General features: G+C 68.3%; 11 protein-coding genes and 1 pseudogene. 5 read left to right on the plus strand and 7 right to left on the minus strand.

Going from position 1 to position 14,744, the window contains the following annotated elements; translation table 11 throughout:
* Positions 1-360 precede the first annotated feature (360 nt).
* Together ACWGH0_RS13240 and ACWGH0_RS13245 are read right to left on the minus strand one after the other, a co-directional pair.
* The gene (locus ACWGH0_RS13240) at positions 361-1,872 is read right to left on the minus strand and encodes a hypothetical protein (protein ID WP_453404272.1); all 1,512 of its coding nucleotides are present in this window, start codon (positions 1,870-1,872) and stop codon (positions 361-363) included.
* 764 nt (positions 1,873-2,636) lie between these two features.
* The gene (locus ACWGH0_RS13245; RefSeq protein WP_453404273.1) at positions 2,637-3,023 is read right to left on the minus strand and encodes a VOC family protein; all 387 of its coding nucleotides are present in this window, start codon (positions 3,021-3,023) and stop codon (positions 2,637-2,639) included.
* Between the two features lie 63 nt (positions 3,024-3,086).
* Here ACWGH0_RS13245 and ACWGH0_RS13250 point away from each other — a divergent pair, with 63 nt between their 5' ends.
* Positions 3,087-4,052 carry a helix-turn-helix transcriptional regulator gene (locus ACWGH0_RS13250; protein ID WP_453404274.1) on the plus strand — a complete coding sequence of 322 codons (966 nt, stop codon included), beginning with the start codon at positions 3,087-3,089 and terminating at the stop codon, positions 4,050-4,052.
* A 450-nt stretch (positions 4,053-4,502) separates the two neighbouring features.
* Here ACWGH0_RS13250 and ACWGH0_RS13255 read toward each other — a convergent pair whose 3' ends face one another.
* On the minus strand, positions 4,503-4,910 hold the full coding sequence (locus ACWGH0_RS13255; protein WP_453404275.1) for a RidA family protein: 408 nt from the start codon (positions 4,908-4,910) through the stop codon (positions 4,503-4,505).
* Positions 4,911-5,030: 120 nt separating this feature from the next.
* Here ACWGH0_RS13255 and ACWGH0_RS13260 point away from each other — a divergent pair, with 120 nt between their 5' ends.
* Entirely contained in the window at positions 5,031-5,411 is a 381-nt protein-coding gene (locus ACWGH0_RS13260; protein ID WP_453404276.1) for a winged helix-turn-helix transcriptional regulator, read from the plus strand.
* Between the two features lie 268 nt (positions 5,412-5,679).
* On the opposite strand, the pseudogene ACWGH0_RS13265 reads toward ACWGH0_RS13260, so the two are convergent.
* From ACWGH0_RS13265 to ACWGH0_RS13275, 3 genes and pseudogenes are all read right to left on the minus strand, one after another.
* Positions 5,680-7,353 (minus strand): annotated as a pseudogene (locus tag ACWGH0_RS13265) (tetratricopeptide repeat protein).
* A 529-nt stretch (positions 7,354-7,882) separates the two neighbouring features.
* The gene (locus tag ACWGH0_RS13270; RefSeq protein ID WP_453404277.1) at positions 7,883-8,743 is read right to left on the minus strand and encodes an MBL fold metallo-hydrolase; all 861 of its coding nucleotides are present in this window, start codon (positions 8,741-8,743) and stop codon (positions 7,883-7,885) included.
* A gap of 292 nt (positions 8,744-9,035) precedes the next feature.
* Positions 9,036-9,662 carry a TetR/AcrR family transcriptional regulator gene (locus ACWGH0_RS13275; protein ID WP_453404278.1) on the minus strand — a complete coding sequence of 209 codons (627 nt, stop codon included), beginning with the start codon at positions 9,660-9,662 and terminating at the stop codon, positions 9,036-9,038.
* Between the two features lie 121 nt (positions 9,663-9,783).
* Between ACWGH0_RS13275 and ACWGH0_RS13280 the strand changes: the two genes are divergently transcribed.
* Positions 9,784-10,728, plus strand: coding sequence for an alpha/beta fold hydrolase (locus tag ACWGH0_RS13280; protein ID WP_453404279.1), 945 nt, complete (start codon positions 9,784-9,786; stop codon positions 10,726-10,728).
* Between the two features lie 688 nt (positions 10,729-11,416).
* Here the strand turns inward: ACWGH0_RS13280 and ACWGH0_RS13285 are convergent.
* Complete coding sequence (locus ACWGH0_RS13285; protein ID WP_453404280.1) at positions 11,417-11,794, minus strand: hypothetical protein; 378 nt, start codon at positions 11,792-11,794, stop codon at positions 11,417-11,419.
* A gap of 379 nt (positions 11,795-12,173) precedes the next feature.
* Between ACWGH0_RS13285 and uppS the strand changes: the two genes are divergently transcribed.
* Both uppS and ACWGH0_RS13295 read left to right on the plus strand, forming a co-directional pair.
* Positions 12,174-13,067: a polyprenyl diphosphate synthase gene (gene uppS / locus ACWGH0_RS13290; RefSeq protein ID WP_453404281.1), complete on the plus strand. Its 894-nt coding sequence runs from the start codon at positions 12,174-12,176 to the stop codon at positions 13,065-13,067.
* On the plus strand, positions 13,039-14,508 hold the full coding sequence (locus tag ACWGH0_RS13295; RefSeq protein ID WP_453404282.1) for an oxygenase MpaB family protein: 1,470 nt from the start codon (positions 13,039-13,041) through the stop codon (positions 14,506-14,508). The genes uppS and ACWGH0_RS13295 overlap by 29 nt, the downstream gene beginning before the upstream one ends.
* The last annotated feature ends 236 nt before the right edge of the window (positions 14,509-14,744 follow it).

Here is a 14,744-nt window from a genome sequence, read left to right on the forward strand (position 1 = left end):
GCCCTTGTTGACGTGACTTTGCTAGCGTGGACAGCCCATAGGGGGATCGGCCAGACCGGTCCATAACGGGTGCCGTCTCTTCCTGTTAGCAGTCAGCATTGCCAATGCGTGCATGCGCGGGGAGAGCAACTCCGTGACTTGCGGCTCTATGGCTGGCTGTCACGACTTTCGACCACTTGCACCGAATCCGCCTTATAGCTCACGCCCCCATGCATTCCATTGCGCTCTCCGACCCGCAGGCAAGGCGCACGGCTGAACCTTCCCTGCAGGGCGCGGGATACAGGCTTACCGCGATCCGGCCGATGGCACTGCCCTGAGCCCCAGCGGGGCGGCCTTCGCTTGGTGGGCAGGGCACTGGAGTTAGGGCACCAGATCCGATATCACCGCAAGCGGCAGCGACGGGTTGGCGGCTGCGGCCTCCACCACCTGCCAGTCGGGGTCGTTGAGCAGCTCCACGATGACCGGCGGCGGGAGCGCCGGATGGCTCGCGGCTATGGGCCTCGCCTGGTGGTCTTCCAGGCAGGCGAGCAGCGCCGGGGCCGTTGCGTTGGGATGCCGGGCGACCTCGCGGAACGCCTTTTGTACCACTGGTTTGTGCCGGGTCAGGTCCTCCAACAGCGTCGCAGTCGCGTCCGGGTTGGTCGCCACCTTGGCGACGACCCGGGCCCCGTGCCGGTCGACCATGGCGTGCAGTTGTGCTTCGGAGAGGCCCGGGTGGGGAGCGATGGACTTGACCACTTTCGCGTCGGAGTCGGTGGCCAGTGCGTCGCGAATCTCGGCCGGCAGATCGCGTCGTTGGGCCAGGAGCATCCGCACGGCCGGGTTCGGCGACTGGGCCAGCTCCTCAACCTCTGTGGGGGATGCGGCGGCGATCCGCGGCAGGAGGGTGGTGCCGATCTTGGCAACGGTGGCCAGGTGGGTGAGCACGTCGAGTGGCACGCGTGGGTTGCGCGCGAGGCCGCGTTGCACATCGTGGCTGCGGTCTACGGCAAGGGCGCGGATCAGAGCATCGTCGATCGCGGGGTTCTCAGCAAGGTCGGCTCGGACACCGGGAATGGGATCTACGGCGAGCCGTCCGTACACCTTTGAGGGCAGATCTGGGCGGGCAGCGAGTGTCCAGCGCAGCAGCGTAGAAGGGTGGTCGGTGAAATCGACGACAGCTTCGGTAGGTGTGGCCGGGTTCCCCAGAGCCGCCTGTTGGATGTCGTGCATCGCCGACTCATGTGAGCCGTCGCAGGAGGCGCCCGCCGGCAGGTCGCAGTCGAGCCGCGGGCATTGCGGGTCGTGCACGAGCGGTGTCTGTTCACGGTCGCAGACCAGACACCGCTGCGCGGCAGGGTGCACCCCGCCGGCCAGCAGCGCTGCCAGTACGGCCGGGGGCGTCGCCTCGTTGGCCGCAACCGCGCGGCGGACCTCGGCATGCGGATGGCCCGCCAGCCTGCCGGCCACATCCGGCGTGGCCCACAACGCGAGCTCCGCCACCACTCGTACATCCGAGTCCGTGGCAAGCGTCTCCACCACATCGGACGGGAGGCCAGCACAGGCAGCCAGCTTCTCTCGACGCTCCAGGACCGGATCCGCCGCGACCAGACGCGCCCACTCCGGGCTGCCGACACCCTTGTCGAGCAAGGCGAGGGCCGCATGCGGCTGTGCCACGGGATCGATGTCGGCGGCGGTCAGCCTGCCCTCGTACACGAGTCGTTCAGCGCTCTCCTCAACGCGGGAGACCAACGCAACCGCCTGCGCATGGCTGAGGTCCGCGCGGCCAGCGAGCTCCACGGCAATGTCGGCGTCCGCGACCACGATCAGACGGTCCACCACTTCGGACGGCAGGGCCACATTGGCAGCGAGCCCGCACAGGACATGGTTCACAGAGAGCATCCTGCCCGGACCATTGCCGGATTAGCTCTTGAATTCTGACGTCAGCGCGTTGTTGGCGGCAGCACCCGAGCGCCTCCCTCGCGCGATACTTGGCGAAACCGCCAACTGCAGCGCCACCTCGGAACCATCCCCGCATCCTCGGGCTCCTCCGACGACCCCGCTGCCAGCAGATCAGGGACGTGCTGTTCGGTCCGAACTGCCGACTGTGGAGAGAAGCACGGCGATGCGCCGGGGGAGCGGGCCTCCCAGAGACTGTCCGGCCGATCATGTGACTGCTTGTGCCGGGTCGTAGGTCCCAGAAAACCAGGCGAATCGCCGTGGCAGAGTTTGGTTTCCGCTGGCGGAGGTGGTGCTGGAGGCGAGGGCCCCGGGCCGCGGGACCGGCCGAGGGCATGGTCGTCCGGCTCGCCGGCCGGGGCCCCCTCTGACGGGCCCCGGCGGCGTACTGGTGGGCGCGGACGACGGTGGAGTCGATTGCGACGACTCATCCAGGTCGCCTTCGGCCGGCCCAGGCGGTGAAGACCTTCTCCCAGGTGCCGTCGGCGGCGCACTTCCGCAGTCGGTTGTGGGCGGCTTTCCATGAAGCGGCCTGGGTGATGTGCACCGTGTCCGGGTCTGCTGTGTCCTGGCTGATGAGGTAGATCTCGCAGCGAGGACAGCCGTGCAGCCTTTCCGCGATCCTCAGCAGGACGGCGGCGGGTTCTTCGCGCGTGCCCGGCGACTGCGTGGTCGTGTCATCAGTCTGCCGAGCATGTTCAGACCAGAGTGGTGATGCAGAACGGGTGGCCGGCGGGGTCCAGCAGGACTCTCCACCGGTCGGGCTGGGGCTGAGTCGGGGGCTCGACAGCGCCCAGGGCCAGCAGGTGAGCCTGCGCGGACTCCAAGTCGTCGACGCCCAGGTCGATGTGGGCCTGCTTCTCCTGGGAAGGGTCCGGCCAGGTTGGACGCCTGTAGTCGGTCAGCCGATTGAACGCCAGTCCGGCCGAACCCTCCTGGCCGAGCATGACGAAGTCGTCGCTGGAGTAGGCGACGGGCAGGCCGAGGGCATCGCCGTAGAAGCGGGCCAGTTCTGCGGGGTCCGGGCAGTCGAAAGTGATGGCCGAGTAGCGGATCGCGGGTGTGGACGGGTTCTCAGTGCTCATGAACGAGACGCTATGACGGGACCAGGACAGATTCGGTCCTGGTTGTGCGAGACACTTCGGAACGTGATCAGCACCTCCGCCCGTCTTCTGCGACTGGTCTCACTGCTGTCCGCGCGGCCGTCGTGGACGTGCGGCGAGCTGGCCGACCGGATGACCGTCACCGAGCGCACGGTGCGGCGGGACATCGCCAGGCTCCGAGAACTCGGCTACGGGGTGGAGTCCGATCCCGGGCCATGGGGCGGTTATCGCCTGCGCGCTGGAGCACGGGTGCCGCCGTTGGTCCTCGATGACGAAGAGGCACTCGCTGTGGCCGTCGCGCTGCGCGAGGCCGCGCTCAGCGGCGTTCTCGGCGGCGACCAGGGCGCGCTGTCAGCCCTGCTGAAACTGCGCCAGGTATTGCCGCGGCGGATCGCGGACCGGCTGGGCGAGATGGACGCCGCCTTTGTGCACACCACAAGGCTCGACGAGCCGCAGATCGCGCCCGGCATGCTGCTGGAATTGGCCGGCGCGTGTCTCCGGGGCGAGCGCAGCCGCCTGTCCTACCGGGATCGGGAAGGGAAGGCCACGGTCCGGGACGTCGACCCGTACCGCTTGGTGCACACGGGACGCCGCTGGTACTTCGTCGCCCGGGACGTGACGCGGGAACAGTGGCGTACCTTCCGAGCCGACAGGGTCGGCCGGATACAGGCGACAGGGCGCCAGGTGGAACTCATCGACCCGCCTGACCCGGCTCTGCTTGTTTCCCGCTCCATAGCGACGGGCGCCTACCCGCTCTACGTGACGATCCGCCTCCCACTGACCTTGGAGCAGGCGCTGCGGCTGATCCCGCCGACGGTCGGTACTCACCGCCCGGAAGGCAGCGACGTCACGATCGTCGACATTGGCGGCTCCGACGCGGACGGGCTCGCCAAATACCTCCTCAGCCTGGCCACACCGCTGCGGGTCCTGTCACCGGACGACGTACGGACGGCGCTGCTACGCCGTACCCGGGAACTGTTGGAGGGGAACGTGAGCGGTCAGCCCCGGTAGAGGGACCTTGCACAAGACGTCCAGGAAGGCACCGGCTTCTTCTGGCCGAAGAGGATGGCGGATGCGTCCAGGCAGGTCGAGGGCTCCGCGGTGGGTCAGCGGTTCGGTAAGCCGAGCTTCGCACGTGGGCGCACACCTGGTGAACGGGCCACACCTGCCGAAGCTTCCGCAGGAGCGGACAGCCGGCCTCCCGCGAAGCCCACCGCGACTGATCGCCAGGGCGCTGACGGTCAGGCACCAAGGCCATTCCACGTGCAGCCCGACGTGGCCACGAACACCATTGCGGGCCAGCACCTCCTGGTCACCGTAACGGCGCCGACCGCCCCTCTGAAAGCGTCACGGCGCTTCCGGAACCACTCGCTGGAACAACTTCCGCAACGCAACCGGCACCAGCCGCTCAACGAACCCTCACGAGCCCGAGCTACCGAATCAGCCAAATGGACTGACGTCCTAGTCGATGACCGCGGTGGCTTCGATTTCGACCAGGTGCTCGGGCACGTCCAGCGCCGCGACGCCCAGGAGGGTGGCGGGGGGTGCAGAAGTGGCCCCCAGTTGTGTGACCGCCCGGGTAATCCCTTCCATGAGCAGGGGCATCTTGTCAGGGGTCCAGCCGACGACGTAGACCGTCAGTTTCGCCACGTTGTCGAGGGAGGCGCCGACTGCGGCCAGCGCGGTGCCGATGTTGAGGTAGCACTGTTCGACCTGAGCGGCGAGGTCACCCTCGCCGACCGTGACACCGTCGGCATCCCAAGCGACCTGGCCTGCGATGAAGACCAGCTTCGAGCCGGTCGCGATCGACACCTGCTGGTAGGCGTCGATCTTCGGTAGTCCGCCGGGGTTCACCAGGGTTATGGGCATGTTGCTTCCTCCTTCTCGAGGACGCGCCGCGACGCGTTCGCTCTCTTGTGGTTACTGGGGAACCGTAAGAGAGTGTCCGCTGACATGGAAGAACGCACTTTTCAGTGACTGGGGAACCTTATGGTGACCAAGCAGTTCAACGGCTTGCCCGATGAAGCAGACGTGAGGCGCGCTGACTCTCTGGCGCGGGAGATCTTCTCGGACCTGGCCAACAAATGGGCCCTCCTGATCATTGAGGCTCTGGGCGAGAGCACCCTGCGTTTCGGTGAGTTGCGAAACGAGGTCGAGGGCATCAGCCACAAGATGCTCACCCAGAACCTGCGCATGCTGGAGCGCAACGGTCTGATCGAGCGGACGGTGCACCCGGTGATACCGCCGCGGGTCGAGTACACCCTCACCGAGCCGGGTCAGGCCCTGCGAGTGACGATCGACGGGCTGTGCGACTGGACCCACCGGTACCTCGGTCAAATCGAGACATCCCGCCACCGCTTCAACGACTGACGGGTTGACCACTTGCCGACCGCCCCTGACTCCTCGCCGTGCTGACCGGCCGCCGCACGCGGACGCCGAGGCGGGGAACAGTCGGTCGGCCAGATCCTCCATACATTCGGAGTTGCGGAAGGCCAGGGGCGAGTCCTGGGGGAGAGGCAGGCCGGCGTGTGCGCTTTCGGGTGGAGCCTTCGCACAGCGGGGAAGGCGTGGGCGGTGGCGCCAAGGGTGACGTAGTGATGCCGGACGCGCCCTTCGCAGTGGCCGAGGTACGCGCGCGTCAGCAGCAGCCGCCTTCCGCCGCGCTCGGGACCGCGTCGAGACGGCAGAAGCAGGACGCGTTGATCGGTACGTCCGCCATGGCGGACGCCAGTTTCAGTTGCTGGGTCACGACCTGCGCTTCCGCGCTCTTGCCAAGGCGCAGGAGACACTCGTGCAATCCGTGCAGCGCCCATACGTTGCCCGGGTGCTGTGAAGGACGCGGCAGCGTGTCGTCGAGGCCGAGGTCGGCCCGGTAGACGGCTTCCGCTTCGTTCACGCGTCCCTGTTCGAGCAGCAAGGCGCCGTACGCGTGCCGTGTGGGCTGCATCCATCCCCACGGCTCGTCGTAAGGAAGGTTGTCGTCGAGTGTGATCGATCGCTCCAGTGCGGCGAAAGCGGCTTCGTAGTCCCCCTTGCGGTATGCCAGTTCGCCGTCCAGCATCTCCGACGCGATCGCGAGGATGTCGAGGCAGGTGTTGTTGAACAGCGTGCGTGACTCGGGGACGCGGGAGACGGCCTCGCGGAACTTTCCGCGTTCGCCTTCCGCCTCAGGAATCCGGCCGGTCGCCGAGAAGGCGACACCGCGGGCGTAGTGGAGCATCGCCGTCGTCGTGCAGTACAGCTCTCTGTCGGCGGGCAGCGCCAATCGCAGAATGTCGGACCAGCGACCGAAGCGGATGAGCACGTGCACCCGCATGGCGAGGAAACCTTCCAGCCAGTCGGCCATGGGCGGACTCTGCAACCTCAGCAGTTCCTCCGGAATGGAGGCTTCGAGCTGCGCGGCGGTCTCCAGGGCGGTCGCCGACTGGCCGAGGAACATCGCACCGTAGATCTTGAAGTGGTAGTTGTGCGAACGGTAGAGCGTGTAGAAGTTCATCGCTCCGGCCCGCGCGCAGTACTTCTCGTCGGCGGCGATGGCGGTGGCGTTGTCCGACACCACACGCCGGTAGTCCCCGCAGAGCACCTCGAGGTGGCTGGGCATGTGCTGCAGATGCCCGGCGTCCGGTACGAGGCCACGGAGCCGGTCCGCGACGGGCAGGGCGGCTTCGGGGGTCGGGGACATCTCCATGAGGTGGACGTACATGTGCAGAAGGCCGGGGTGCGCCTTCCCCCGCTCGGTGCCGATCGCCCGTTCGAGGACTGCCTTGGCCTCCAGTGTGCGGGAGCCTGCCGCCGGCAGTCCGGTCCTCACGTCCCAGAGCTGCCAGGGCGTGAGGTTCATCTGCGCGTCGGCGTGGAGGGTGACGACATCGAGGTCGTCGGGAGCGAGTTCGTACACGGCGCGCATGCGATCGGCGTAGGGCTCGTTCCACACCGAGCAGTCGTCGATCGCTTCCGACTGCGGATACCGGGACCGCAACGCCTGGATCAAGGCCTGCTCGACCGGGGTGGCGTCAGCCGCCTTCTCGTGCGCGCGTTCGACGGCCGCGTGGGTGCGCTCGACGGTTCGTGCCAGGTCATCGCCGTCGAAGAACTCCCAGGGCTTGTTGTAGTTCGGACCGAGGGCGTAGGCGATGCCCCAGTAGGCCATCGCGCAGTCCGGATCCGCCGCGGCGGCGGCCTCGAAACAGGAGACGGCCTCTTCGTGGTGGAAGCCGTACGACTAGAGCAACCCGCGGTCGAACCACATCTGGGCGGCCGGGGACGACGTCGTCACGGGGCGGGTGTGGGTGCCGAGGTCGTAGTAGTCCATTCTTCTCTCCCTGAGAACGGTCCGAGCGGCAACGGGCGCGTTCGAGCGGTGCGGACGGGCCGGCCGGACAGGTGCACGCGCCGCGACCGGCGCGCACTGTTCCAACGCGGTGAAGGCCTCCGGGACACCTGTGGCCGAGGGTGGAACCGAACTCGCCTGGCAGGGATGCGCACGCGCCCACCAGTTCTCGGCTCCAAGGCCTGGAGTTCGAACGGTCTGCGCGAACCGCACGCCAGTGCGGTCATCCGTGCAGCAGCTTTTGGCTCGTCGAGTCTCGTGTCGGCGGAGGAAGTCGACTGAAGTGGCGGGTGCGAGAAAGCTGCCGAAAATAGTGGCCCGCTGTGCTGGCCGATCCGCTCTACGCGATCCGTGTCGTCAGGTGGTGGGGGCGGTTCGGTAAGGGTGGGTCTGAATGGCCCGGTCAGGACGATCACCCGGCGCCAGCACTGTGGTGCCCCACGTGGCCGGTGCTTGCTCGAGTTCGATGCAGGTGACCCGTCCTCCCTTCGCGACGAGCCCTGGCGGCCCGCTACGGGTTCCGGTGGTCAGTCAGTAGGGAGGGTCGCGCATCGCCCGGCCGGAGGACCGCTTCCTGCCCGTGTCGGCAGGCCATGATCCGGTCGGTCAGGTCCCGCCGCCGCATCTCTCCCAGGAAGTCCGACAGTGGCGATTTCATCACCGTGTAGTCGCCGTAGTGGATGGGCAGCACCAGGCGCGGCTGCAGCCACTGGGCCAGTTCGGCCCCCTGAGCGCCGTCCATGGTCACCAGCATGCCGCCGGGCAGGACAGTGCCGCCGAGGTGCAGGACCGCCAGGTCCGTGTCGGGGTAGCGGCGGCCGATCTCCCGAAGGCCGTCGTACAAGAGGGTGTCGCCGGAGAGGTAGAGCCGTATCCGCACCGGTCCCGGCACCTCACCGAACTCGAGCATGCTGCCCATCACTGGTGGGAGCAGCCGTTGCAGCACGGGGTTTCCGCTGTGGCGGCCCGGGAGGGCAGTGATCCGCACCTGGGTGTCGCCGTGCACCAGGGTGTGCTGTCGCCAGTCCCGCAGACCTACGGAATGACCGAAACGGTGCAGGGTCCTGAGCCGCCGGGACGCATGGGGTGTGGTCACGATCGGCATGGCCCTACTCAGATGACGTCGAGCCGTCCGGTCCCAGTGGTCGCCGTGCAGATGCGACAGCACCACACCGTCCAGCGGGGGCAGTTCGCGCATGTCCAGGGCGGGCTCGGTCAGACGGCGGCTCAGCAGGCCGTATCCGAGGTAGGCGTGCTGGCCCTGGTGCAGGAAGTTGGGATCCGTGAGGAGAGTCAGCCCGCGGTAGCGCATCAGCACGGTCGCGTTGCCGATGAAGTGGAGGCGCAGTGCGTCGTCGTCGAGGTTGGTCATGTCCGCTCTCCCGTCGCTCGACCGGCCTTGTTGCCGCCGGTGAAGTCGAGGTCGGCGCCGTGCAGCCGCTCCTCGCGGGCGCACACGACAATTCGGCGAGCCGCTTCCGGCACCGGTAGGCAGGGCCACGCGCCGGGTACCCCTGCCCGGCAGTGCCATGCGCTGTCACCGCTCGACTCCGGCACTTGCCTGCCCTTACGGGCTGTCGCCGACGGAAGCCCGAGCCCGAACGGCCAGTCGGGCCGGGGGCCGGGGGCCGGTGGGGCCGGTGACGGAGGCGTGGTGGCCGCGGTTATGCGGGTGGCGCGGTCTCTCCGGTGGTGGTGAAGATTCGGTCCAGGTGGTGGTGGAGTACCGCGATGGCCGAGTCCGGTTCCCGCTGGCCGACGAGGATGCTGGTGCCCATGGTCGCCACCATGGCGAGCAGGCTGATCGCCTCGATGCGCGCGTCGATTGTGGGGTCGGCCAGGCCGGATTCCTGTGCCTGATGCAGCAGGCCGGTCAGGGCGTTCTCGGCCGCGTCGGGGGCGTCGATGAAGGGCTGTGCGGCGAGTGCTGTGTCGGTCACGGACAGGATCGCGTATGAGCTGTAGAGCAGGTGGAACGTGCGGCTTTCCTCGTCCACCGGCAGCGAGGACTGGAGCAGTGCCTCGACAGTCGCGCGCGGCCCTGGGTTGGTTCCGGCTGCGCCGAGTCGGGCACCTACGCGCGCGGTGAAGCGGTCGGTGAGGTGCTGGAGCCCGTAGAGCAGCAGTTTCTCCTTGCTCTCGAAGTAGTACTGCACCAGCCGCAGCGATACACCGGCTTCGGCTGCCACGTCGCGCATGCCGACCGCGTGCAGTCCGCGCCGTCCGGCCACCCGCACGAGCGCCTCGGCGATCTGCGCTCGCCGTTCCTCGTGGTCCACGCGCTTGGGCATGTCGCTTCTCCGTCTGGGGGTGGTGAGTCGCCCGTCCTGGGCACCGGACACCTTTATGGTACCGCCGTACCACCATGGTGGTACGGTCGTATAACAAAGATCCGAACTACCGGAGGTACCCGTGCCCCAGAAGACGACCCGAGTGCGACGTGACATAGGCCGCTACGTCAACGACACTCTGCGCGACCGGTACTTCGCGGCCTGCGAGGCCGTCTACGCGATGGGCGCACCCGCACGCTACGAAACGGACGTAGAGACCACCTTCGGCACCACCCACGTCTACCGCTACGGCCCCGACGACCCCGCTGCCGAATCCCGCACACCGGTCGTCCTCATCCATGGCGCCGGATTCTGCTCCGCCCAGTGGTACCCCAACACCCCCGACCTCAGCGCCGAACGCCCCGTGTACGCGCTCGACACCCCCGGCGACGCCGGCCGCAGCATCCACCGACAGCCCATGTGGCAGCCCGAGCGCGCCGCCCAATGGCTCGACGAAGCCCTCGACGCCCTCAACCTCGACCAGGTACACCTCGTCGGAGCCTCGTACGGCGGCTGGCTGGTACTCAACCAGGCCCACCGCCGCCCCAGCAGGTTGGCCTCCGTCACCCTCCTCGACCCCGGCGGCCTGGAGAAGGTCGGTCTGCGCTTCTTCACCTGGGTCTTCATCAGCCTCTTCGCCAGCTTCGCCCCCAAAGTGCTGCGTCCGCGGCTCGCCGCCTGGCTGGAGCAGCCGGTACTCGTCGTACCCGAACTGCGCACGTGGGTCCAGGCCGGCGTCCGAGCCTTCCGCGTCCGCCGCCCCGCACCGCTGCCGCTCGCCGAGGACGCGCTGCGGAGCATTCGCACCCCGCTCTACCTCGTCCTGGGCAAGCGCAGCCTGCTCCTGAACCCCAAGCGCCAAGTGGAACGCGTCCCGCGCCTGATCCCCGGCGCCCGCGCCGAGATCATCGCTCAGACCGGTCACGGACCGCAGATGGACCACCCCGAGCTGGTCAACTCCCGAATGCTGAGCTTCATGGAGGATGTCGACTCTCTTGCCGATCATCAGAAGGTGACCAACGCTTGATCTCAAGGAAGCTGAGGAGGGGCAACCACGAGGCCCCGCCCAGCTTGCCGTTTGCCCTCCTCCCCATGAACAGTCACTCTGCCCGCGACTCGTCTGCGCAGGCCGGCAGCTGACTTCGATCTGACCCCAATGGATCGTCACGTCATCGAACGGGGGCTGACCCAGGACTCTGCCCCTCTCAGGTTGCCGCTATTCATCCGTGAGGTCTCCAGCGCCAGGCAGAACGCCGTCACCCGGTGCACTGCCCACGACACTGCGCACTGGCAGGGGTCGCTGCGCGGCAGTGCGCCTACCTGTCGTTGACCGGGTTGACGTCGACGGCGACCGCGTGGTCCAGCACAGTGAAGTCCAGCGCCCGTGCTGTGGGCCCTTGAGGTATCGGTGGCCCGGCGCCCTCCCCAGTTTCGTGGAACAGTCGGTCGGTGTCGCTGACGGTGCACATGGAGGGGGAGGAGGTTGATGTGCGCCTTGCCGCGGTCGCCGCTGTGTTCGGAGCCGGCGCTCGTCCAGCGGTCGGGAGACCGCGTGCGCAGGAGATGCTGCGCCGCGCCGGACGCGCAGCGCCGCGAACGCGCCCGCATGCGCAGTGAGAGGGCATCCGCAGGGGCGGCCAACCCGCCTTCACCGCGCAGCAGGGAAGCCGTCAACGTGCACCGGGGCGCTCAGCTGCGGACCGGTCCGTCAGGATCTAACCCAACAGCCGGCGCCTGCGGTCAACGAGGGTTTCCTGGGCGTGCACGTATTTCCGCTCACGCACCAGCTCGGCCACGGTGATGCGGCACAAGGTCCTCTTGTGATCATTTCCCTGGACCTCAACAAGCCACGAGCTGTCAGCGGCTCGGAACACCTTGCGCGCGGGTGTGTCTCCCGGGCCCACGCTGACCCCTTTGGGGACGTACTCCATGGCGATCGTGCACGCGAGCCCGTCGGCTGCTGCACGGCCTCCTTCCGGGACAGCGCGCGTCGTGACGAGCTGCCAACGGTGGTCCTCGTAACCGGGGCAGGTCTCTGCCTCCACGAGGACAACCCACCTACAGTCCTTCTGCGGAACCGCGTCATTGACCACAACGGCAACGTAGTACCTCTTGCCGTCGCACGTGAAGGCCCGCGAGGGCCGACTGCCGGCTGCTCCCCGTTCGGGAGGCCGGTTGAGTCGGCAGCGGTGTGGAGCCGAGGGCAAGCCGAGCACCCACACACACAGGACTCGAACGAGCGAGAGGCCTCCCAGGCCGACGAACAGCCGGGCCAGATGAAACCCCGGTGACTGTCGCGACAGGAACATGGTTCGAAGGGCCGACAGCCATGCCCATGCCGAAGCGAGGGAATCGGGCATACGAGCCAAGGGTGGCAGCCACCCGTTTGGCCGCTCCGTATGCCTACGGGCCCTCAGACTGGTGGGAGGGAACGCTCCAGTGGGGCGTGGGTATGGGGGATACGGGGTGGGCGTGACCGAGCGCGGTAGGGCCGACCGTACCGCTCCGGGCGAGACGGGGCTGGGTGTGACGGACCACGCTGTCCAGCGTGCCCGCGCCGCGACAGATGACCAGCCGGGCGGGCGACAGGGCGGCGACGACCAACGACGGGACGACGGGCCGACGCGTGCCGTGCCGCGGCATGTGGCCTGCGTGATGGACGGCAACGGCCGATGGGCGCAGCGGCGTTCGCTGCCACGCACGGCGGGCCATCGGGCCGCGGAGACGACCGTCATCGACATCATTGAGGCGGCCCGCGGCGCCGGCGTCGAGTGGCTCAGCCTGTATGCCTTCTCCACCGAGAACTGGAACCGTCCCGGCACCGAGGTCGACTATCTGATGCGCCTCGTCCGCCGGGTCGTGCGCAAGCACGCGCCGCTGCTGCTCGCCCGCGGCATCCGCTGCCGCTTCCTTGGGGTCGCCGACCCGCGCATCCCCCGGGCACTGGCCCAAGACTTCGACGACCTGGCGACGCTGACCGCCGACAACCGGGGGATGACACTGACTGTCGCCTTCGATCACGGCGGGCGCCGGGACATCGTCGAGGCGACCAGGTCGCTGATTCGCAGCGGGACGCCCGCTCACGAGGTGACCGAGCGGCTCTTCGCGGATCACCTGCCGTTGCCCGACACCCCCGACGTGGACCTCGTCATCCGCACCTCTGGCGAGCAGCGCATCTCGAACTTCATGCTCTGGCAGGTCGCTTACGCCGAGTGGGTCTTCCCCGAGGTGCTCTGGCCGGACTTCCGAGCCCCCGACTTCCTCGCCTGCCTGCATACCTACCGGCGCCGCGACCGCCGCTTCGGCGGAGTGCCGCCCCGGACGAACGGAGACCCCCATGACCACCGGGACCGCCCGACCCGCTGACGAGACACCCCTGTTCGGGCCGGAATCGCGGTTCAGCGCCTTCTTCGACGACCCGCGCTGGGCGCTGGCCATGATCCGCGCCACCGTGCTGGAGGCCGCTCACCCGCAGATCGGCGCCGCCCTCGTCGACAACTCGACCTTCGTCGCCCACCCCTGGCGCCGACTCCGCAACACCTTCCTCAGCATGCGGCGCATGTTCAGCGCCGACTTGGCGGAACGTGAACGGGAGGCCGCCCGGCTCAACCGGCTGCACGCGCGCATGAAGGGCTCCGACCCCCGCGGCCGCGCCTACGACGCGATGGACCGCGCGACCCGGGCCTGGGTCGTCGCCACCCTCTTCGAAAGCGCGGTCACCATGTGCCGGCTGAGCGGTCAGCCGCTCGAGCAAGACACGATGGAGCGGATGTACGCCGAGTACCGTGCCTTCCTCGCCACCCTCGAAGGCGACGCCCGAGAACTCCCCGAAGACGTCGCCGACTTCTGGCCGTACTTCGACCGGGTCGTCGAAAACGAGCTGGAGAACACCGAGGCGGCCCGCGTCATCCTCTACCGGCTCTTCGACCACCTGCCCGCACCTGCGCTGCTCGACGGCGCGCCGACGCTGTGGGCGGCCGGCCGAGCCGTCGCCAGTCCCCTCCTCGGCGCGATCACCGTCGCCTCGCTCCCCGAGCCGTACCGGCGCCGGGCCGGCCTGCCGGAGATGCCTGGGGCCCCGACCCTCATGCAGGGCGCCTACCTCGCCGCCGGACTCGCCCGCTTCCTGCCCGCCGGCTGGATCAACGCCGAAAGCATCATCGAAGTCCTCTCGCTCTCGCCCGGCAGCGACGACCCCCGCGCCCGGACCGTGACCGCCCTGCGCGCCCGCATGAAGCGGGCATCGGCCCTGCTGCGCCTCCTCACACCACTGGCCGACGACGCCGACGCCACTCCGGACCCGGCACCTTCCGCGGACGCAGAGGAGAACCGACGCTCGTCGGAGGAGTTCTTCCGCCGTGTGCTGGACCAGACCGGTGACGGCTACATCGATTGGCCCGACCTCGCCGCCATGGCCCGCGAACTGTCCACCCGCCTCGACCTGGACGAACCCGAGGAGACCCGGCTCTACGACGCCTTCGCCGCCTGGTGGCGCGAACTCCAGGCCGCCCTCGACACCGACGGCGACGGCCGCGTCAGCGCCGATGAGTACGCCGCCGCCGTCCCCACGCTCGCCGGACCCGCGCTCATCCGCGTGGCGGAGGTTCTCTTCGACGCCACCGACAAGGACAGCAGCGGAACCATTGATGCGGACGAGTACCGAACCCTTTTCCGCACGGCTTTCCACCGCGACCTCACCGTCACCGATGGACTCTACGGTCAGAGCGCCTTCGTGGGGGACTTCCTCTCCTTCATGTCAGGCCGCCGCACGAGCACCCTGTACGACCCCCTCCTTGCCGATGCCTGACATTGCAGTCGGCCGGTAGGGGGCCATGAGGAGAACGCGGACCATCGTGAGCGTGGCGATGTCGGCCTGTGTGCCACTGATGGCGTGCGGATGAGGTCCGGGGACATCGAAGAAGGACGCGGAGGCGATGCCGTCGCATCCGTACGCCCCACGATGGAGAGAAAGCCGTCGGTCACGCAGAAGGTGCCCGCTGGGATCGGTAAGCCGCCGGCCTTCCCGACCGGCAGACAGCCCGC

It is taken from the genome of Streptomyces sp. NPDC054887 (assembly GCF_053610585.1).